This is a genomic window from Streptomyces sp. NBC_01116 (genome assembly GCF_041435495.1).
In the GTDB taxonomy this organism is placed as follows: Bacteria; Actinomycetota; Actinomycetes; order Streptomycetales; family Streptomycetaceae; genus Streptomyces.
Genome location: NZ_CP108644.1, coordinates 2,628,752 through 2,648,067 on the forward strand (window position 1 = coordinate 2,628,752; position 19,316 = coordinate 2,648,067).

A 19,316-nucleotide genomic window follows, 5' to 3' on the forward strand; every position below is an offset into this window, starting at 1 on the left:
GGCCGTCCTGGGATCGGGACGAGGCTCAGGCCTCGTTCTTCTCCTCGGCCTTGTCCTCCGCCTTGTCCTCGGTGGCGGCCTCGGTGGGCGCCTCCGTGGTCTCGGCGGTGGCCTCGGCGGCCTCTTCCTCGTCCTCCAGGTCGACGACCTCACCGTTGGTGTCGACGACCTTGGCGGCCTCGACGACGACGGCGAGCGCCTTGCCGCGGGCGACCTCGCCGACGAGCATCGGCACCTGGCCACCCTCGACGACGGCCTGGGCGAACTGGTCGGGGCTCATGCCGGAGGAGGCAGCACGCCGCATGAGGTGCTCGGTGAGCTCCTCCTGGTTGACGTTCAGCTTCTCCTTGTTGACGAGCTCGTCCAGGATGAACTGGGTCTTGATGCCCTTGATGGCCTGCTCGGAGGTCTCGTTCTCGAACTCCTCCAGGGTCTTGCCCTGGATCTCGAGGTACTTCTCGAGGTCGAGACCCATCTGACCGAGCTGGTGGTGCTCCAGGTTGTGCTTGCGGGTCTGGACCTCGTCCGCGAGCAGCTTCTCCGGGATCGGGACCTCGGCGAGCTTCAGCAGCTCCTCCAGGACGCGCTCCTGGGCCTGGGTGGCCTGGTCGTACTGCTTGGTGGTCTCCAGGCGCTTGCGGCTGTCCGCCTTCAGCTCCTCCAGCGTGTCGAACTCGCTGGCCATCTGGGCGAAGTCGTCGTCCAGCTCGGGGAGCTCACGGGCGGCGACGGCGGTGACCTTGACGGTGACCTCCGCGGCCTTGCCCTCGGCGGAGCCGCCCTTCAGCTCGGAGGTGAAGGTGGCCTCGCCACCGGCCTCCAGGCCGGTCACGGCCTCGTCGATGCCGTCGAGGAGCTCGCCGGAACCGATGGTGTACGAGACACCGTCGGCGACGCCGTCCTCCAGGACCTCGCCGTCGACCTTGGCCTGCAGGTCGATCGTGACGACGTCGCCGTCGGCGGCGGCGCGCTCGACCGGGTTGGTGGCGGCGAAGCGCTCGCGGAGCTGCTCCACGGCCTTCTCGACCTCTTCGTCGGTGACCTCGAGGGCGTCGACGGTGACCTCGATGCCGGAGTAGTCCGGGATCTCGATCTCGGGGCGTACGTCAACCTCGGCGGTGAAGGCCAGCAGCTCGCCGTCCTTCAGCTCGGTGATGTCGACCTCGGGCTGGCCGAGGACGTTCAGCTCACCCTCGTTGACCGCCTCGGTGTAGAACTTCGGGAGGGCGTCGTTGACGGCCTCCTCCAGCACCGCACCGCGGCCGAACCGCTGGTCGATGACCCGGGCGGGGATCTTGCCCTTGCGGAAGCCCTTCACCGTGACCTGCTGGTTGATCTTCTTGTACGCCGCGTCGAGGCTGTCCTTGAGCTCCTCGAAGGGCACCTCGATGCTGAGCCGAACCCGAGTCGGGTTCAGGGTCTCCACGGCGCTCTTCACGGTTCGGTCTCCTTGGTGGCTGACTTCTTGGGGTTCTGCTGGGCCGCCGATTGGCGGCTTCGCGGACCGAGCCCGGTACATCAGACACACGGGCACGCATTTTGCATAGTAACGGCAAGGGGGATGACTCCCACAATGCGATCTTGCTGGTGGTCGGGGTGGCCGGATTCGAACCGACGACCTTCCGCTCCCAAAGCGGACGCGCTACCAAGCTGCGCCACACCCCGTCGGTGCGACACGTAGGGTACATGCACCGGAGCCATTGATCCGCCGCTTTACGGAGCGGCGTCAGAGGCCCGGTCCGGGTCCGGACCGGTGGCCGGCACAACGGGTGTGCGGGCACCGCCGCCGACCCGCTACGATGCTCTTCGTGCCGCGGTCCACGGACCTGCGGTGCGACGCTTGCGGGCGTAGCTCAATGGTAGAGCCCTAGTCTTCCAAACTAGCTACGCGGGTTCGATTCCCGTCGCCCGCTCCACGCAGTCGAGGGCCGGGCCGGAGGATGATCCTCCGGCCCGGCCCTCGTGCGTCGCGGTGTCTCAGAAGCTGATCTGGTTGATGGTGTCGGCTATCGAGTTCATGAACCTGTTGATCGACGGCGCCATGCCGGTCGAGGCCAGGAAGAAGCCGAAGAGCACCGCGACGAGCGCGGGACCGGGCTTGATGGAGCCACCACGGATCATTACCACCAGGATGACCGCGAACAGCAGCACCATAGACAGTGAAATAGCCACGTCTGATCACACCCTCGGTCGGTCCGCCTTGCCGGCCCGGAAGCGTGCAACACCGCGCGCCCCGTCACCCCCATCGTGCCACCAACTCCCCCGTGGTTGCTGCCGGGTGACGGAACGTACTGACGGGATCCCGCCATCCTGCACGGCACGGCGCCGTCACCGCGGGCGGCGCGGAGTGGCACCCGCCCCGTGCCGCGCCCGGCGCCCGGGCGGCGAACGGGCCCGGGTAACGCCCCCCTCGCGCCCCCTGTGCACCTGCTGTGAAATCCTCGCGGCCGAATATCGCCGCAGAGATCGTTTCCGCATCCCCACAGTTCATTCACAGGCAATTGACCGCGTGGATGCGACGTCATTCACTTCGCTCAACACGCTGCCGATATGCCCTATTTAAGGGGGATCAAGCGTGTCATAGCGGGCGGTGTTCGACGGTTTCACATTCGAATAGAGGGGAACACGCGATATCTCCCCGCTGTTTTACGCGAAGCAATCGACCGGTCTAAGGTGCCTTAGATGTTCCAAGCTCCGAGCGCATTTCAGAGGGCTCCGCTCCCCCCGGCGACCCGGGAGCCGGAGCCCAGACACGAGCAGACGCTCACCGCCACCGCACCCCGCCCCACCCACGCTCCCAGCGCTCGGGGCGCCGCCGCTCCGGCACCCGCGGCGGCGAAAAAGCGTGATCCCTACTTCGACAATGTGAAGTATCTGGCCATCGTTCTCGTCGCGGTGGCGCACGCCTGGGAACCCGTGATGGACGGAAGCCGCGCCACCCGGGCGCTGTACATGATCGTGTACACGTTCCACATGCCGGCCTTCATCCTCATCTCCGGCTACTTCTCCCGCTCGTTCGACATGACCCCGCCCAAGGTGAAGCGGCTGATCACCTCGGTCGTGGTGCCGTACGTGCTGTTCGAGACGGCGTATTCGCTCTTCAAGCGGTACGCGGACGATTCGCCCGACATGGCGATCAGCCTGATCGACCCGTTCTTCCTGACCTGGTTCCTGATCGCCCTGTTCATCTGGCGGGTGACCACGCCGATCTGGCGCACGCTGCGCCATCCGCTGCCGGTGGCGCTCGCCATCGCCGTGCTCGCCTCCGTCTCCCCCGAGATCGGCGACGACCTCGACCTCCAGCGGGTGCTGCAGTTCCTGCCGTTCTTCGTGCTCGGCCTGCTGATGAAGCCCGAGCACTTCCAGCTGGTCAGGCGGCGCGAGGTGCGGCTGCTGTCGCTGCCGCTGTTCGCCGGCGCGCTGCTCTTCGCGTACTGGGTCGCCCCGCACATGCAGCTCGGCTGGTTCTACCGCGCCAACAGCGCGCAGGAGATGGACGCGCCGTGGTGGTCCGGCGCCGTGATGACCCTCGCGATGTTCGGCTGCGCCCTGGCGCTGACCGTCGGCTTCCTGGCCTGGGTGCCCGGCCGGGCCCGGTGGTTCACGGCGCTCGGGGCCGGAACGATCTGCGGCTACCTGCTGCACGGCTTCCTGATCAAGGGGGCCGAGTACGCAGGTCTGTTCGACAGCTACGCCTGGCTCTCCGGCCCGGTCGGGCTGGTGGTCGTCTCGCTCACCGCGGCGGTGGCCGTGACGCTCATGTGCACCCCGTTGGTGGGGCGCGCCCTGAGGTGGGCCACCGAGCCGGACCTGAAGTGGGCGTTCCGGAAGGACCCCGCGCGCCGTTGAGCCCTTGGGCGGACCGGGCGTTCACGGTCCGCCCGTCGCCCTTCCCCGCACCTTTCCCCTGATCCACCCGCCGGCCCGGCCGCGGGTGGATCAGTGCGTCTCCGGGTTGGCCGGATTCTTTCGGTCCAGGGGTGATTCGTCGCCGGCCAGCCCCAACAGCGCCCGCACCTGCGCATACTTCGCCGTCAGTCGGGTACGCGTCGCCGCGTCCAGGACCGCGAGGCGGACGGGATCCGCGTTGTGGGCGAGGTCCGCCTCCTTGACGAGCAGCGCGCCCGGGGTGGCCAGGATCCGTGCGGCGTACGAGGACAGCTCCTCGCCCGGCCGCTTGGTCACCGCCAGGACCATGTCCTTGACCTCCTGCGGCAGGGCGGCGGCCGCCAGCCACTGGGCCGGGAGCGCGGCGTCCTCGATCGCGTCGTGCAGCCAGGCCGCCGCGATCTGCCGGTCGTCGCCGCCCCGCTCCCGTACCCCTCTCGCCACCGCCGCCAGGTGTTCCACGTACGGGCGGCCCGCCTTGTCGGTCTGCCGCGCATGGGCTTCGCGAGCGATGGCCTCCACCTCGGCGACGCTCAGATCGTGTCCAGTCATGGCCCGACCCTACGGCCGCGGTCCCGGATCGCGGCCGGGACCGCAGCCGGGACCGCGGCCGAACTCGACGCGCTCGTAGGGCCGTTGACGCCATGGCCGCGCGACTCCCGTAGCGGAATCAACAAGACAAAAGCTGACAATCTGACGGAAGCATAGTTGCAGTGTCAATCGTTCGGTAAACTAATTACTGATGGATTCTTGATGCCCCCTTGACCAGCTCTTGACCGACCCGAAGGATCAGGCTCATCGGACACGCAGACACCCTCCTCGCCATGGGCGGCGCCTTCCTGGCCGCTGCCGTCCTCGCCCGCCTCGGCGGCCGCATCGGGCTGCCGACGATCCCCCTGTTCATCCTGGCCGGGATCCTCCTGGGCCCGCACACGCCCGGATACACGCTCCTGAAGAACCCGCACGACCTGGAGATGCTCTCCGCGCTGGGACTCGTCCTCCTGCTCTTCTACCTGGGGCTCGAGTTCCACATGGACGACCTCAAGACGGGCGGCCGGAAGATGGCCATCGCCGGCGGGACGTATCTCCTGCTGAACGTCGGCGCCGGTCTCGCCTTCGGCTTCGCGCTGGGCTGGGGCACGGCGGAGGCGCTGGTCCTCGCCGGTGTCCTCGGCATCTCCTCGTCCGCGATCGTCACCAAGATCCTGGTGGACCTCGGGCGCATCGGGAATCCGGAGACCCGGCCGATCCTCGGCATCATCGTCGTCGAGGACATCTTCCTCGCCCTGTACCTCGCCGCGCTCCAGCCGATCCTGTCCGGTGCGGACAGCCTCTCGGCCGCGCTGATCGACGGCGGCAAGGCCTTCGGCTTCCTGCTGCTGCTCGCCCTGGCGGCCCGGTTCGGCACGAAGCTCATCGGCAAGCTCATGAACACCAAGGACGACGAGCTGCTCGTCATCTCCTTCCTGGGTGTCGCCGTCTTCGTCGCCGGTGTCTCCGAGATGTTCGGCGTCGCCGACGCGATCGGCGCCTTCATGGTCGGCCTGATGCTCGGCTCCACCTCGTCCGCCGACCGCATCCTGAAGCTGGTCCACCCGCTCCGCGACGCGTTCGGCGCGATCTTCTTCTTCGCCTTCGGCCTCTCCATCGACCCGGGTGACCTCCCGAGCGTGCTGTGGCCGGTGCTGGCCGCCGTGGTGCTGACACTCGCCATGAACATCGCGGCCGGGCTCGCGGCGGCGAAGGTGTACTCCTTCGGCGCGCAGGCCACGTCCAACATCGCCACCACCCTGGTCGCCCGCGGAGAGTTCGCGCTCATCCTGGCCACGATGGCGGCGGCCGCCGGACTGGACGAGCGGCTCTCGCCGTTCATCGCCGGTTACGTCCTCCTGCTCGCCGTCCTCGCGCCGCTGGCCGCCGGACGCTCCCACTGGCTGGCCCGCGTCCTGCCGGGCGGCCGCAGGAAGGACGACGACGACCAGGACCGGAAACAGGTACCGGTGTCGGTCTGAGCGGCACCGAACGGCGGAGAGGCGCCCCGATACCCGGTCTCCGGGTGACGGGCGCCTCTCCGCCGTTCCGCCTCTCCGTCGTTCCGTCTCTCCGCCGTTCCGCGGTCCGGTGGCCCGTGCCCGGTCGGGGGCCGCTCAGGCCCGGCGGGAGAGCAGCAGCAGGGCCCGGTCGTCGTTGACGTCCTTGGCGCAGGCCTCGATCAGGTGCCAGGCCGCGCCCTCGAAGCCGGTGGAGACATAGCGGTCGGCCTCGCCCGTGAGCCGGTCGATGCCCTCGGACATGTCCCGGTCGGAGGCCTCCACGAGACCGTCGGTGAACAGCATCAGCACGTCGCCGGGCGCGAGCGATCCCTTCACCGCGTCGAACTCGGCCCCGTCGTAGACGCCGAGCAGCGGGCCCTCCCCCGACTTCTCCTCCCACTGGCCACTGCCCGCGTGCAGTTGGAGGGCGGGCGGATGGCCGGCGGAGTAGACCTCGTAGTCGCCCGACTCCAGGTCCAGCACCAGGTGGATCGAGGTGGCGAAGCCCTCGTCCCAGTCCTGCCGCAGCAGATAGCCGTTGGCGGCGGGCAGGAAGGCGTGCGGGGGCAGAGAGCCGAGCAGCCCGCCGAAGGCGCCGGACAGCAGCAGGGCCCGGGAGCCCGCGTCCATGCCCTTGCCGGAGACGTCGGTGAGGACGGCCTCCAGCGTGCGGCCCCCGTGGGTGCGGGCCGCGACGACGAAGTCTCCGGAGAACGACTGGCCGCCGGCCGGGCGCAGGGCCATCTCGCGGTGCCAGCCCTGGGGGAGCCGGGGCAGGGAGCTCTGGACCCGGATGCGTTCGCGCAGATCGAAGAGCATCGTGCCGCCGCGCCGCCAGGGCACGCCGACCCGGGCCCGGAACTGGGCCAGGATCAGCCCGAAGAATCCGCAGGCGGCGACCACGAGCACGGTGCCCGGGGTGACCCGGGCGGGGCCGTCCAGATACGGGCCGAGGGTGAGCGCCTCGATGATCAGCGCGCCGGCGGCCGTGGCGTAGAGGCCCAGCAGGCTGGCGGGGCGCAGCAGGAGGCCGCCCGCCACGATGGGCAGGGCGAGGGCTGCCGGGTCGAACCAGACCGGGCTCACGACGGTGGCGCAGGTGATGGCCGGGATCGTCAGCAGCAGACCGGCCAGGGCGATCCAGTCGGAGCCGTCGCCGCGGAAGTAGTCGACCCCGGATTTGCGCAGGCCGATGCGGGCCCGGTGCAGGTTTCTGCGCCACCGGGCCCAGAAGTCGTCTACTCCTCCGCTACGGGCCATTGCCGGGACTTTATCCACCCGAACGCCTCCGGTGCAGGGGGACCCCGGTGACAATGTGCTCGAAATGGGGTCGTCCGCACGGCGCGAGCCGGTTTCTCGTGGCATATGACACGGATTCACGGGGTCGGGGGCCGCGCGGAGACCTCCGGCTGCCGGTCGCGGTCGGGAGCCGGAGGGCCGACCGGGCGCTCAGTCGACGGAGGGCCCGGGGGGCTGGCACCGGGGGCACCAGAAGAGGTTGCGGGAGACCAGGTCCGCGGTGCGGATCTCCGTACCGCAGATGTGGCAGGGGAGGTTCGCGCGGCGGTAGACGTAGACCTCGCCGCCGTGGTCGTCCTCGCGGGGCGGGCGGCCCATGGCCTCGGGGAGGTGCTCGGGGCGGACGGTGTCGATCCGGTTGTTCCGCACGCCCTCGCGCATCAGCTCTCCCAGGTCCGCCCAGATCGTGTCCCACTCGGCGCGGGCGAGGTCCCTGCCCGCGCGGTACGGGTCGATGCCGTGGCGGAAGAGGACCTCGGCGCGGTAGACGTTGCCGACGCCCGCGATGACCTTCTGGTCCATCAGCAGGGCGGCGACGGTGGTGCGGCTGCGGGAGATCCGCTGCCAGGCGCGTTCGCCGTCCTCGTCGCCGCGCAGCGGGTCCGGGCCCAGGCGTTCGTGTATCGCGCGCTTCTCGGGCCCGGTGATCAGGGCGCAGGTGGTGGGGCCGCGCAGATCCGCGTGGTGGTCGGCGTTGACCAGCCGGAGCCGGACGGTGTCGGTGGGCGGCGGGGGCGGGGCGGCGCCGAAGCCGAGCTTGCCGAAGAGGCCGAGGTGGATGTGGACCCAGCCGGTGTCGCCGAAGCCGAGGAAGAGGTGCTTGCCGTGGGCGTCGGTGGCGGTGAGGGTCCGCCCGTCGAGGAGGGCCGCGCTGTCGGAGAACTTGCCCTGCGGGCTGCTCACCCGTACCGGCGCGCCCGCGAACCGTTCGGCGTGGTCGTCGGCGAGGCGGCGGATGGTGTGTCCCTCGGGCACGGCGGGGCTCCTGCGGGAAGGGCGGACGGAGGCGTGCCGCCGGGTACGGGGTCCGGTGGCATGGCCGTGCCGCCGGGTACGGGACCCGGCGGCACGGGGACGAGGAGGTCGGGTCAGCCCTGCTGCGGGTGGTGGGCGGGGATCGGGGGGAGCTCGCCGGTGGTCTCGTAGGCGGCGAGCATCTCGATGCGGCGCGTGTGGCGCTCCTCGTTCGAGTACGGCGTGGCGAGGAAGATCTCGACGAACTTCGTGGACTCCTCGACCGTGTGCATCCGGCCGCCGATGGCGACGACGTTGGCGTCGTTGTGCTCGCGGCCGAGCGCGGCGGTCTGCTCGCTCCAGGCCAGTGCGGCGCGGACGCCCTTGACCTTGTTGGCGGCGATCTGCTCGCCGTTGCCGGAGCCGCCGATCACGATGCCGAGGCTGTCCGGGTCGGCGGCCGTCTTCTCGGCGGCACGCAGGCAGAACGGCGGGTAGTCGTCCTGGGCGTCGTAGATGTGGGGGCCGCAGTCGACGGCCTCGTGGCCGTGGGCGCCGAGCCACTCGACGAGGTGGTTCTTGAGTTCGTAGCCGGCATGGTCGGATCCGAGGTACACGCGCATGGTGCGAAGTGTGGCACGAACTTCGCGGGGTAGCCGTCAGCGGGGTCGGGGCCTCCCGCCGCGTCCGATGTGGTCAGCACCACTCGGGCAACGATCCGGCAAACGATCCGGAATGAGGGGTTCCGCTTCTGCCTCTTTCCGGGCTTGAATGCGTGGCCTTGTCTTCGCACCACCCCACGGCGGAGCAGGGCACACCCTCACGGACCAAACGTAAGGATTCCCCCCATGACGTCGCAGACGACGTTGGCGAAGCCGGGCCAGGAGCCCGGTGAGCCGGACCGGCCGGACTCGTCGGGCGGGCTTCAGGCAGGTCTGAAGAACCGCCACCTCTCGATGATCGCGATCGGCGGTGTGATCGGCGCGGGCCTCTTCGTCGGTTCCAGCGCGGGCATCGCGGCCGCGGGCCCGGCGATCCTGGTGTCGTACGCGATGGTCGGCCTGATGGTCGTCCTCGTGATGCGGATGCTCGGCGAGATGGCCGCCGCCCGGCCGAGCTCCGGTTCCTTCTCCGCCTACGCCGACCAGGCGCTCGGCCGTTGGGCCGGCTTCTCCATCGGCTGGCTCTACTGGTTCTTCTGGGTCGTGGTGCTCGCCGTCGAGGCCACGGCGGGCGCGAAGATCCTGGAGAGCTGGATCCCCGGGGTGCCCCAGTGGGCCTGGGCGCTGATCGTGATGGTCGTGCTGACCGCCACCAACCTGGTCTCGGTGGGCAGTTACGGCGAGTTCGAGTTCTGGTTCGCCGGGATCAAGGTCGTGGCGATCGGCGCGTTCGTGGTCATCGGCTTCCTCGCGGTCTTCGGCTTCCTCGCGGTCTTCGGCTTCCTGCCCGGGACGGACAACGCGGGGTCGGGTCTGGCGCATCTGACGGACAGCGGCGGCTTCTTCCCCGAGGGTCCGGGCGCGATCCTGACCGGTGTGCTGATGGTCGTCTTCTCGTTCATGGGCAGTGAGATCGTGACGCTGGCCGCCGGTGAGTCGTCGGACCCGCAGCGGGCCGTCTCGAAGGCCACGAACAGCGTGATCTGGCGTATCGCCGTCTTCTACCTCGGCTCGATCTTCGTCGTGCTGACGCTGCTGCCGTGGAACGACCCGTCGATCGTCGAGAAGGGCAGCTATGTCGCCGCCCTCGACGTGATCGGGATCCCGCACGCCGGGCAGGTCATGGACTTCATCGTCCTGACGGCCGTGCTGTCCTGTCTCAACTCCGGCCTCTACACCGCCTCGCGGATGGCGTTCTCGCTCGGCGAGCGGGGTGACGCGCCGAAGTCCTTCGCCAAGGTCAACAAGCGCGGTGTGCCGCAGACGGCGATCCTGTCCTCGGTCGTCTTCGGCTTCGTGGCGGTGTTCTTCAACTACCAGTGGCCCGACACGGTGTTCCAGTTCCTGCTGAACTCCTCCGGCGCGGTCGCGCTCTTCGTGTGGCTGGTCATCTGCTTCACCCAGCTGCGGATGCGCGGGATCATCCTGCGCGAGACCCCCGGCAAGCTGGTCGTACGGATGTGGCTCTTCCCGTACCTCACCTGGGCGACGATCGCGATGATCTCCTTCGTCCTGGTCTACATGCTGACCGACGACACCGCCCGCGAGCAGGTCGTGCTGTCGTTGCTGGTCGCGGCCCTGGTGGTGGGCATCTCGCTGTTCCGGGAGGTGCGCGGCCGCAAGGCCGTCGCCAAGTGATCCGCACCCGTCCGCTCGATACCTGACAGAGGTTGTCAGGTAATGGGGGGAGGCTCTTCCTCGCACCGTCGAAACGCGAGCGAAGGAGAGCCTCCCCCCATGTCGTCCCAGCCCACCGGATCCGCACCCGCCACCTTCCAGACCGGCTTCCCGATCCGGCCCGGCCGGCTGGTCGAGGCCGCCACCCCCGACGACGTACGGGAGGCCGTGGCGTACGCCGCCGCGCGCGGGCTCCCCGTCGCCGCGCACGCCACCGGCCACGGGCTGCCCGGAGCGGTCGAGGGCGGCGTCCTCATCGTCACCCGCGCCCTGGACTCCGTCGCCGTCGACCCGGTCCGCCGCACCGCCCGGATCGGCGCGGGCGCGACCTGGGGCGCGGTGACCGCGGCGGCCATCCCGCACGGGCTGGCCCCGCTCAACGGCTCGTCGCCCTCGGTGGGCGCGGTCGCGTACACGCTGGGCGGCGGGCTGGGCATCCTGGCCCGGGAGTTCGGGTACGCCGCCGACCATGTGCGGTCGCTGGAGGTGGTGACCGCCGACGGGGTCCTGCGCCGGGTCACGCCGGAGCGCGAGCCGGAGCTCTTCTGGGGGCTGCGCGGCGGCGGGCACCGGCTGGGGGTGGTGACCGCCCTGGAGATCGGCCTGGTGGCGGTGGAGCGGCTGTACGGGGGCTCGATCGCCTTTGCCGGGGAGCGGGCGGCCGAGGTGGCGGGCCGCTACACGGAGTGGACCCGGACCGTGCCGGATGCGCTCACTTCGTCGCTGGCGGCGCTGGTCTACCCGGATCTGCCGCAGCTGCCCGAGGAGTTGCGCGGGCGGTACGTCGTCTCCGTGCGGGTCGCCTTCACGGGGGACGCGGCCGAGGGCGGGCGGCTGGTGGCCCCGTTGCGGAAGATCGGTCCGGTGCTCGCGGACTCGTTGCGCGAGATGCCGTACGCCGAGAGCCCCTCCATCCACAGCGATCCGCCGTTCCCGCACGCGTACTACGGGGAGGGGCTGATGCTCCGGGGGCTGGACGCGGGGCGGGCGGCCCGGGTGCTGGAGCTGACCGGGCCCGGGGCCCCGATGATGACGGTGGTGCAGCTCAACCACCTCGGCGGGGCGTTGGCCCGGCGGCCGGACGTGGCGAACGCGGTGCCCCACCGGGACGCGGGCTTCCTCCTGCGGCTGCTGTCGCCGCTGGACGGGACGGACGTGGCGGCGGTGCGCTCGCTGTACGGGGAGGTGTCCGGGGTGCTGGGGCCGCTCGTCCGGGGGCGGTCGCTGAACTTCTCCTTCGGCGGCGGGGACCGTACCGCCGGTTTCCATGAGCCGGAAACGGCGAAGAGGCTCGCCGGCCTGGTCTCCCAGTTCGATCCGGCGGGCCTCTTCGGGGGTCCCTACTAGGGTGTGTCAGCCTCGGCGGCCGAGGACCTTCCAGGCGGCGGGGAGCGCGCCCATGGCCAGCGCCGCCTTGAGGGCGTCGCCGATCAGGAAGGGAACGAGGCCGGCGGCGACGGCGGCGCTCAGCGACATCCCGGTGGACAGCGCGAGGTAGGGCACGCCGATGGCGTAGATGATCGCGGAGCCGAGGACCATCGTGCCCGCGGTGCGCAGCACGGAGCGGTCGCCGCCGCGCCGGGCGAGGGCGCCGACGACGGTCGCGGCCAGGAGCATGCCGAAGACGTAGCCCAGGGACGGGATCGACCAGCCCGAGGAGGCCTCGGCGAACCACGGCATGCCGGCCATGCCGACGAGCGCGTACAGCGCGAGGGAGAGGAAGCCGCGGCGGGCGCCCAGGGCGGTGCCGATGAGGAGCGCGGCGAAGGTCTGGCCGGTGACCGGGACCGGCGAGCCGGGGACCGGGACGGCGATCTGGGCCGCGATGCCGGTCAGGGCGGCGCCGCCGAGGACGAGGGCCGCGTCCACGGCGTAGCGGTGCCGGGCTGCGGGCAGCAGGTCGGCGAGGACCGCTCCGGAGCGGACGGGGGCGGCAGCAGTGCTCATCGGGACTCCGCGGGTGAGGGCAGGTGGGCCGTTGGGGCCCCCGCCGGGCAGGGTGGGGTCGGGCTCCCGCCGACGTTAGCCCACGGGTTAACGCTCGATCACCATCAGCCGCCCACAAAGCGGCGGTTGATGGCTTGGTGGGGTTCGGACAAAGGCCGGGCCTCAATCGCTCTCCCGCGTGATGCTCGTCACGGAGGTGAGGGGCGTGTCGGCGCATTTTGCCGAGGAGGGCGGCGATCGGCGAGACTGTAGCTTCCCCATAAACGATCAGCTCGCCCTGGTCGGCCCCCGAACAACCCGCCACGACCGGCTGCACCCCGCTGCGACCCGCTGATCCGAGAGTGACCCCTCCCTCATGCACGAGGCCCCTCCCCCCACCCCGGCTTCCGCTCCCGCGTCCACCGCCGTCCCGGCCGAGCCGCTGTCGCACGGGCTCAAGCAGCGCCATCTGACGATGCTGGGGCTCGGCGGGGTGATCGGGGCGGGGCTGTTCGTGGGCTCCGGCGCGGGGATCGCGGTGGCGGGGCCCGCCATCGTCGTCTCGTATCTGATCGCGGGGGCGCTCGCGATGCTGGTGATGCGGATGCTGGGCGAGATGTCCGCCGCGATGCCCGCCTCGGGTTCGTTCTCCGTGCACGCCGAGCGGGCGCTCGGGCGGTGGGCCGGGTTCAGCGTCGGCTGGCTGTACTGGTTCCTGCTGGTCGTGGTCCTCGCCGTGGAGGCGACGGCGGCCGCGCAGATCGCCCATGGCTGGGTGCCGGGCGTCGAACCGTGGGCGTGGGTGCTGCTGTTCATGGTGGTCTTCACCGCGGCGAACCTGACGGCGGTGAAGAACTTCGGCGAGTTCGAGTTCTGGTTCGCCGCCTTGAAGGTCGGCGCGATCGTCGTCTTCCTGGTCCTCGGGCTGCTGGCCGTCCTCGGATGGCTCCCGGACACCGATCCGGCCGGGATGACCAACCTGACCGGACAGGGCGGATTCCTGCCGAACGGCTGGGGCGGGGTCGTCTCCGGCGTGCTGACCGTGGTCTTCGCCTTCGGCGGCCTCGAGGTCGTCACCATCGCCGCCGCCGAGACGGACGACCCGGCGCGCGCGGTGGGGCGGGCGGTGCGCAGCGCGGTGGTGCGCATCCTCTTCTTCTACGTCGGCTCGATGCTGGTGATCGTGACCGTGCTGCCGTGGACCGCGCAGCGGGCGGGCCTGAGCCCGTACGTGAAGGTGCTGGACGCGATCGGGGTGCCGTCGGCCGGGCAGATCATGAACATCGTGGTGTTCGTGGCGCTGCTCTCGGCGCTCAACGCCAATCTGTACGGCTCCTCCCGCATGATCTTCTCGCTGGCGGAGCGCGGGGAGGCGCCGCGCGGGCTGCTGAAGGTCTCGGGCGGCGGCTCGCGGGAAGCGGCGGGCAGTGGCTCGCGGAAGGCGTCGGGCGGTGTGCCGCGGCGGGCGGTGCTGGCCTCGGTGGCCTTCGGCTTCGTCTCCGTCCTGCTCAATCTGCTGTGGCCGGACACGGTGTTCCTCTACATGCTCAACTCGGTCGGCGCGGTGCTGCTGTTCGTGTGGGCGCTGATCGCCGCCTCCCAGCTGCGGCTGCGCGCCCGGCTGGAGCAGGAGGCTCCCGAGGCGCTCTCGCTGCGGATGTGGTGCTTCCCGTATCTGACCTGGCTGACGCTGGCCGGGCTGTTCGGGGTGCTGGTGCTGATGCTGACCGACGGGGCGGCGCGCCCGCAGGTGCTGTGGTCGGCCGGGGCGACGGCGTTGGTGCTGCTGGTGGCGGTGGGACGGCAGTGGCGGGAGAAGCGCGCGGGTTCGCCCACTGCCGACCGGTAGGCGGGTGTACACCTTGTGTGAGCCTGGTGACCGTATAGCGGACACCTGTTCCCTGTGAGCGGTGCGGATGCCCAGACTGTGGGTTCGCCCCCTGTCTCAGCTACCGAACAGAGCCCGTCCATGCCTCGGACCTCCGCGTCTCCCCCCACCGCTGACTCCGCGGCCCCCGCCGGCCCCTCGGCGGACTCCGCGCTGACCCACGGCCTCAAACAGCGCCACCTCTCGATGATCGCCCTCGGCGGGGTGATCGGCGCCGGGCTGTTCGTCGGCTCGGGCGCCGGGATCGCCGCTGCGGGCCCCTCGATCATCGTGGCGTACGCCATCTCCGGGCTGCTCGTCATGATGGTGATGCGCATGCTCGGCGAGATGTCGGCCGCCAACCCGGCGTCCGGTTCCTTCTCCGTGCACGCCGAGCGGGCGATCGGCCCGTGGGCCGGATTCACCGCGGGCTGGTCCTTCTGGTTCCTGCTCTGCGTCGCCGTGGGCCTGGAGGGCATCGGGGCCGCGCAGATCGTCAGCGGCTGGCTGCCGGGGACGCCGGAGTGGGCGTGGGTCGCCCTGTTCATGGTGATCTTCCTGGGCACGAACCTGGCCGCCGTGAAGAACTTCGGCGAGTTCGAGTTCTGGTTCGCCGCGCTCAAGGTCATCGCGATCACGCTGTTCCTGGTGCTCGGCCTGCTGGCGATCCTCGGCGTGCTGCCCGACACGGAGGCGCCCGGCCTGTCCAACCTCACGGGGGACGGCGGCTTCCTCCCCAAGGGCATGGACGGGTTCATCATCGGACTCCTCGCCTCCGTCTTCGCGTACGGCGGTCTGGAGACCGTCACCATCGCGGCGGCCGAGTCGGAGAACCCGGTGCAGGGCGTCGCGAAGGCGGTCCGTACGGCGATGTGGCGCATCGCGGTCTTCTACATCGGTTCGATGGCGGTCATCGTCACGCTGGTCCCCTGGGACGACCCGAAGGTCGCCGAGGTCGGCCCGTTCTACGCGATGCTCGACCACCTCGGCATCGGGTCCGCCGCGCAGATCATGAACGTGGTCATCCTCATCGCCCTGCTCTCGGCGATGAACGCCAACATCTACGGCGCGTCCCGCATGGCCCGGTCGCTGGTCGCCCGGGGCCAGGGCCCGGCCGTGCTCGGGAAGATCTCCTCCGGGGTGCCGCGCAACGCCGTGCTGTTCTCCTCGGTCTTCGGCTTCGCGTGCGTGCTGCTCAGCTACTGGCGGCCGGACGACGTCTTCCCGTGGCTGCTGAACATGATCGGCGCGGTGATCCTGGTGGTGTGGATCTTCATCGCCGCCTCCCAGCTGATCCTGCGCGGCCGCACCGAGCGTGAGGCGCCCGAGAAGCTGGTCGTGCGGATGTGGTTCTTCCCCGTCGGCACGATCGTCGCCCTGGCGGCCATGGTGGGCATCTTCCTGCTGATGCTGCGCCAGCCGGACACCCGGGACCAGTTGCTGGCCACGGGTGCGCTGACCGTGGTGCTGATCGGCATCGGCCTCGTACGCCAGCGGCGGCGGGGCGGCGACGGCGGGAGCGGCGACGGCCTCGACGGCGGCGACGCCACGGCCGAGACCCCGGCGCAGCGGAAGTAGCCGCCGCTCCCGACCGCCTCGCGGGACCGGGTCCGGCACGCCTCACGGCAGCGGTTCCCGCCCGGCCTCTACGAACGCCGGGCTCCTCCTCGTACGATCGGGGCGGAGCCCGGCGTTTCGGCGTCCGGCGTTCCGGTGTGTGGTTCCGGCGCTGCGTGCACCCGTGACCAACAGGACATCGCAGGGCCGGGTACCGTACGCCGGGCCGTCATCCGCCCTCGCTTCCGTGGTGGCTCCACCCACCCGAGGAGCCGTCATGTCCGTTGCCCCCAGGCGTCGTTCGATCCTCCTGGCCACCGCCGCCGTCACCGCCGCGGCCACCGCCCCGGCCGTCGCCGCCTCCTCCGCCGAGCGCCGCCCCCACCGTCCGTCGGGCCCCCTGGTCATCGGCCATCGCGGGGCGGCGGGCTGGCGGCCCGAGCACACCGCCGACGCCTACACCTATGCCGTACGGGCCGGGGCGGACTGGATCGAGCCGGACCTCGTGCCGACGAAGGACCATGTCCTGGTCGTGCGGCACGAGAACGAGATCGGCGGGACGACGGACGTCGCCGGCCGCCCCGAGTTCGCGGACCGCCGCACCACGAAGACCGTCGACGGCAAGGCGGTGACCGGCTGGTTCACCGAGGACTTCCTCCTGCGCGAGCTGAGGACCCTGCGCACGGTGGAACGGCTTCCGCTGGTCCGCGACCGCAACACGGTCTTCGACGGGCGGGGCTCGGTGCTGACCTTCCAGGAGGTGATCGACCTGGCCCGGCGGCTGTCCCGGGAGTCGGGCCGCCGGATCGCGGTGTTCCCGGAGACGAAGCACCCGACGTACTTCCGCTCGATCGGGCTGCCGCTGGAGGAGGAGCTGATCCGGGTGATCCGCCGGAACCGGCTGACCGCCCGGGACTGCGTCGTCCAGTCCTTCGAGCCCGCGAGCCTGCGCCGGGTGGCCGCGGCCCGCCTCGGACTCCCGCTGTGGCAGGCGCTGGGCACGAGCGGTGGCCCGTACGGGCACGAGGTCTCCTACCGGGACATGATGACCCCGGCCGGGCTCCGCGAGATCGCCTCGTACGCGGAGTGGATCGGCCCGGACAAGTCCTCGCTCGTCCCGCCGGGCACCCTGCTGGCCGACGCCCACGCGGCGGGCCTGAAGGTCGGCGCGTACACCTTCCGGGCGGAGAACCAGTACCTCCCGGCCGCGTACCGCCGGGGCAGTGCGCCCACCGCCTTCGGCGACGCGTTCGCCGAGTACGCCTTCCACTACGGGCAGGGCGTGGACGCGGTGGTGACGGACTTCCCGGACCTCGCGGCGCAGGCCAGGGACGGCCTGCGGCGGTAGCGCCGCGGACGGGTCGCGTACGGCCGCGCGGGGCGGGGCGGATGTGGAAACGTTCGGGTGACAGCGCTTCCTCCTGCCCGGAAGGGACCACGCCATGACCGCCCCGCCCGTCTTCCCCCTGGAGCCCACCCCGATACGCGTGGCCGACCAGGTCCTCGACGATCTGTGCGCCCGTCTCGCGCGGACCCGACCGCCGCTGGACGAGGGGAACGAGGACGGGTCCTACGGCGTTCCGGACAGCTGTCTGCGTGAGCTGGTCGCCCACTGGCGGGACGGCTACGACTGGCGCGCCGCCGAGGCCGCCGTCAACGCCCACGAGCAGTACCGGGTGAGCGTCGACGGCGTGCCCGTGCACTTCATGCGCGAGCCCGGCCGGGGCCCCCGTCCGGTCCCGCTGATCCTCACCCACGGCTGGCCGTGGACGTTCTGGCACTGGTCGAAGGTGATCGGCCCCCTGGCGGACCCGGCGGCGTACGGCGGTGACCCCGCCGACGCGTTCGACGTCATCGTGCCGTCGCTGCCCGGCTTCGGCTTCCCCGGCCCGCTCACCGGCTTTCCGGACGTCAACTTCTGGAAGGTGGCCGACCTCTGGCACACCCTGATGACCCGGACGCTGGGATACGAGAAATACGCCGCCGGGGGCTGCGACATCGGCGGGATCGTCTCCAGCCAGCTCGGCCACAAGTACGCCGACGAGCTGTACGGCATCCACATCGGCTCCGGGCTGCCGCTCGACTTCTTCACCGGCCCCCGCGCCTGGGACTTCGCCCGGAACCGCCCCCTCACCGACGACCAGCCCGCCGACGTCCGCGCCCGCATCGTCGAGCAGGACCGCCGCTGGGCTCCGCACCTCGCCGTGCACATGCTCGACGGCGCCACGCTGGCCCACGGGCTCAGCGACTCCCCCGCCGGCCTGCTCGCCTGGCTGCTGGAGCGGTGGAACGCCTGGAGCGACAACGGCGGCGACCTGTCGTCCGTCTTCAGCAAGGACGACCTGCTGACCCACGCCACGATCTACTGGGTCAACAACTCCATCGCCACGTCGATGCGTTACTACGCCAACGCCAACCGCTACCCCTGGGCCCCGGCCCACGACCGCACCCCGGTCGTGCAGGCCCCGGTGGGCCTCACCCTCGTCACCTACGAGAACCCGCCCGGCGTCCACACCGCCGACGAGCGCGTCCGGGCGTTCGAGAACGGCCCGCAGGCGGCCTGGTTCAACCATGTCAACGTCAACGCGCATGACCACGGGGGCCACTTCATCCCGTGGGAGAACCCCGACGCGTGGGTGAGCGACCTGCGCCGCACCTTCCGCGGCCGCAGGCCCTGAACGATCCCGTCCAGGGCCTGCCGGGTTCGGTCAGCGGGTGGTGCGCCTGCTCGCCGTGGTCTTCTTGACCGCCTTCTTCGCGGTCTTCTTCGCCGGGGCGGGCAGCGCCGTCTTCTTGGCGGGGGTGCGCTTGGCGGCGGCCCGCTTCGGGGACGCGGCCTCGGCGGCGGCCTCCTCGGTGTCGGCGCCGGCGTTCGACAGGGTGCCGGAGCCGGACTCCAGGTGGGCCCGGACGAACCACTGGAACTGCTCCAGACCGCGCAGGTGCTCGATGAGCAGGTCCTCGGTGACGGGGTCGATCCCGCCGGCCTTCTCGACCGCCTCGCGGTGGCCCCCGATGACGCCCGTGTAGACGAGGTCCAGGGCGCCGAGGTGGGCGATGGCGTCGGCGCGCCCGACGCTGTAGTCGTTCCAGGTCCGCTCCCTGACCAGGGCGCCCGGGGTGCCGTTCGGCTCGCCGCCGAGGGCGGAGATGCGCTCGGCGGCGGCGTCGGCCATCTCGCGTACGGCGGTGGTCTGCGGGTCGAGCATCTCGTGGACGGCGATGAAGTGCGGCCCGACGACGTTCCAGTGGATGTGCTTGAGCGTGAGCGCGAGGTCGTTGAGCGCGTGCAGGCGCAGCGTCAGGAGGTCGATGACCTGTCGGCCCTCGTCGACGCCGAGGCCGGGAACGGTGTAGCGGGGGGTGCGTGCGGGGGACATGGGACTCCTTGCGGGATGAGAACGGCGATGGTGGTGATGAGTGGTGGTGGGGGGGCGGGGGGCGTGAGGTCGC

General features: G+C 70.9%; 16 protein-coding genes and 2 tRNA genes. 9 read left to right on the top strand and 9 right to left on the bottom strand.

The genetic code is table 11. The features are described from left to right. Positions 1–25: 25 nt before the first annotated feature. The gene (gene tig / locus OG245_RS11455) at positions 26–1,438 is read right to left on the bottom strand and encodes a trigger factor (RefSeq protein ID WP_371623415.1); all 1,413 of its coding nucleotides are present in this window, start codon (positions 1,436–1,438) and stop codon (positions 26–28) included. 150 nt (positions 1,439–1,588) lie between these two features. Beyond that, positions 1,589–1,665 (bottom strand) — tRNA-Pro (locus tag OG245_RS11460). Positions 1,666–1,842: 177 nt separating this feature from the next. Between OG245_RS11460 and OG245_RS11465 the strand changes: the two genes are divergently transcribed. Continuing rightward, positions 1,843–1,916 (top strand) — tRNA-Gly (locus OG245_RS11465). Positions 1,917–1,977: 61 nt separating this feature from the next. Here the strand turns inward: OG245_RS11465 and OG245_RS11470 are convergent. Next, on the bottom strand, positions 1,978–2,172 hold the full coding sequence (locus tag OG245_RS11470) for a hypothetical protein (RefSeq protein WP_371623416.1): 195 nt from the start codon (positions 2,170–2,172) through the stop codon (positions 1,978–1,980). Between the two features lie 510 nt (positions 2,173–2,682). On the opposite strand from OG245_RS11470, the gene OG245_RS11475 reads away from it, so the two are divergent. Then, positions 2,683–3,849 carry an acyltransferase family protein gene (locus OG245_RS11475; RefSeq protein ID WP_371623417.1) on the top strand — a complete coding sequence of 389 codons (1,167 nt, stop codon included), beginning with the start codon at positions 2,683–2,685 and terminating at the stop codon, positions 3,847–3,849. A 90-nt stretch (positions 3,850–3,939) separates the two neighbouring features. Here the strand turns inward: OG245_RS11475 and OG245_RS11480 are convergent, their stop codons facing one another. After that, on the bottom strand, positions 3,940–4,440 hold the full coding sequence (locus tag OG245_RS11480; protein ID WP_371623418.1) for an HD domain-containing protein: 501 nt from the start codon (positions 4,438–4,440) through the stop codon (positions 3,940–3,942). A gap of 272 nt (positions 4,441–4,712) precedes the next feature. Here OG245_RS11480 and OG245_RS11485 point away from each other — a divergent pair, with 272 nt between their 5' ends. Further along, complete coding sequence (locus OG245_RS11485) at positions 4,713–5,900, top strand: cation:proton antiporter (protein WP_371623419.1); 1,188 nt, start codon at positions 4,713–4,715, stop codon at positions 5,898–5,900. A gap of 135 nt (positions 5,901–6,035) precedes the next feature. On the opposite strand, the gene OG245_RS11490 is transcribed toward OG245_RS11485, so the two are convergent. The 3 genes from OG245_RS11490 to OG245_RS11500 all read right to left on the bottom strand — a co-directional run bounded on the left by OG245_RS11490 (position 6,036) and on the right by OG245_RS11500 (position 8,797). Then, positions 6,036–7,181, bottom strand: a complete 1,146-nt coding sequence (locus OG245_RS11490) for a PP2C family protein-serine/threonine phosphatase (protein WP_371623420.1) — start codon at positions 7,179–7,181, stop codon at positions 6,036–6,038. Positions 7,182–7,370: 189 nt separating this feature from the next. Continuing rightward, entirely contained in the window at positions 7,371–8,195 is an 825-nt protein-coding gene (locus OG245_RS11495; RefSeq protein ID WP_371623421.1) for an Fpg/Nei family DNA glycosylase, read from the bottom strand. Between the two features lie 113 nt (positions 8,196–8,308). Continuing rightward, positions 8,309–8,797: a ribose-5-phosphate isomerase gene (locus tag OG245_RS11500; RefSeq protein WP_371623422.1), complete on the bottom strand. Its 489-nt coding sequence runs from the start codon at positions 8,795–8,797 to the stop codon at positions 8,309–8,311. A gap of 225 nt (positions 8,798–9,022) precedes the next feature. On the opposite strand from OG245_RS11500, the gene OG245_RS11505 reads away from it, so the two are divergent. Together OG245_RS11505 and OG245_RS11510 are read left to right on the top strand one after the other, a co-directional pair. Then, positions 9,023–10,474, top strand: a complete 1,452-nt coding sequence (locus OG245_RS11505; RefSeq protein WP_371623423.1) for an amino acid permease — start codon at positions 9,023–9,025, stop codon at positions 10,472–10,474. A 99-nt stretch (positions 10,475–10,573) separates the two neighbouring features. After that, a complete protein-coding gene (locus tag OG245_RS11510; RefSeq protein ID WP_371623424.1) occupies positions 10,574–11,860 on the top strand; it encodes an FAD-binding oxidoreductase in 1,287 nt (428 codons plus the stop codon). 6 nt (positions 11,861–11,866) lie between these two features. Here the strand turns inward: OG245_RS11510 and OG245_RS11515 are convergent, their stop codons facing one another. Next, positions 11,867–12,460 carry a biotin transporter BioY gene (locus OG245_RS11515; protein ID WP_371623425.1) on the bottom strand — a complete coding sequence of 198 codons (594 nt, stop codon included), beginning with the start codon at positions 12,458–12,460 and terminating at the stop codon, positions 11,867–11,869. A gap of 355 nt (positions 12,461–12,815) precedes the next feature. On the opposite strand from OG245_RS11515, the gene OG245_RS11520 reads away from it, so the two are divergent. From OG245_RS11520 to OG245_RS11535, 4 genes are all read left to right on the top strand, one after another. Beyond that, positions 12,816–14,288 carry an amino acid permease gene (locus tag OG245_RS11520; RefSeq protein ID WP_371623426.1) on the top strand — a complete coding sequence of 491 codons (1,473 nt, stop codon included), beginning with the start codon at positions 12,816–12,818 and terminating at the stop codon, positions 14,286–14,288. A gap of 120 nt (positions 14,289–14,408) precedes the next feature. Next, positions 14,409–15,884, top strand: a complete 1,476-nt coding sequence (locus OG245_RS11525; protein WP_371623427.1) for an amino acid permease — start codon at positions 14,409–14,411, stop codon at positions 15,882–15,884. 256 nt (positions 15,885–16,140) lie between these two features. Further along, complete coding sequence (locus OG245_RS11530; protein ID WP_371623428.1) at positions 16,141–17,211, top strand: glycerophosphodiester phosphodiesterase family protein; 1,071 nt, start codon at positions 16,141–16,143, stop codon at positions 17,209–17,211. Positions 17,212–17,305: 94 nt separating this feature from the next. Beyond that, the gene (locus tag OG245_RS11535; RefSeq protein ID WP_371623429.1) at positions 17,306–18,541 is read left to right on the top strand and encodes an epoxide hydrolase family protein; all 1,236 of its coding nucleotides are present in this window, start codon (positions 17,306–17,308) and stop codon (positions 18,539–18,541) included. 30 nt (positions 18,542–18,571) lie between these two features. Here the strand turns inward: OG245_RS11535 and OG245_RS11540 are convergent, their stop codons facing one another. Then, positions 18,572–19,243 (bottom strand): Dps family protein, encoded by a 672-nt coding sequence (locus OG245_RS11540; protein WP_003969161.1) that lies wholly within the window; start codon positions 19,241–19,243, stop codon positions 18,572–18,574. Between the last annotated feature and the right edge of the window lie 73 nt (positions 19,244–19,316).

Coding starts and splice junctions, on each gene's coding strand:
- OG245_RS11530 (WP_371623428.1), top strand. CDS start 16,141: ATGTCCGTTGCCCCCAGGCGTCGTTCGATCCTCCTGGCCACCGCCGCC.
- OG245_RS11480 (WP_371623418.1), bottom strand. CDS start 4,440: ATGACTGGACACGATCTGAGCGTCGCCGAGGTGGAGGCCATCGCTCGC.
- OG245_RS11485 (WP_371623419.1), top strand. CDS start 4,713: ATGGGCGGCGCCTTCCTGGCCGCTGCCGTCCTCGCCCGCCTCGGCGGC.
- OG245_RS11540 (WP_003969161.1), bottom strand. CDS start 19,243: ATGTCCCCCGCACGCACCCCCCGCTACACCGTTCCCGGCCTCGGCGTC.
- OG245_RS11475 (WP_371623417.1), top strand. CDS start 2,683: ATGTTCCAAGCTCCGAGCGCATTTCAGAGGGCTCCGCTCCCCCCGGCG.
- OG245_RS11500 (WP_371623422.1), bottom strand. CDS start 8,797: ATGCGCGTGTACCTCGGATCCGACCATGCCGGCTACGAACTCAAGAAC.
- OG245_RS11520 (WP_371623426.1), top strand. CDS start 12,816: ATGCACGAGGCCCCTCCCCCCACCCCGGCTTCCGCTCCCGCGTCCACC.
- OG245_RS11490 (WP_371623420.1), bottom strand. CDS start 7,181: ATGGCCCGTAGCGGAGGAGTAGACGACTTCTGGGCCCGGTGGCGCAGA.
- OG245_RS11515 (WP_371623425.1), bottom strand. CDS start 12,460: ATGAGCACTGCTGCCGCCCCCGTCCGCTCCGGAGCGGTCCTCGCCGAC.
- OG245_RS11535 (WP_371623429.1), top strand. CDS start 17,306: ATGACCGCCCCGCCCGTCTTCCCCCTGGAGCCCACCCCGATACGCGTG.
- OG245_RS11505 (WP_371623423.1), top strand. CDS start 9,023: ATGACGTCGCAGACGACGTTGGCGAAGCCGGGCCAGGAGCCCGGTGAG.
- OG245_RS11525 (WP_371623427.1), top strand. CDS start 14,409: ATGCCTCGGACCTCCGCGTCTCCCCCCACCGCTGACTCCGCGGCCCCC.
- OG245_RS11510 (WP_371623424.1), top strand. CDS start 10,574: ATGTCGTCCCAGCCCACCGGATCCGCACCCGCCACCTTCCAGACCGGC.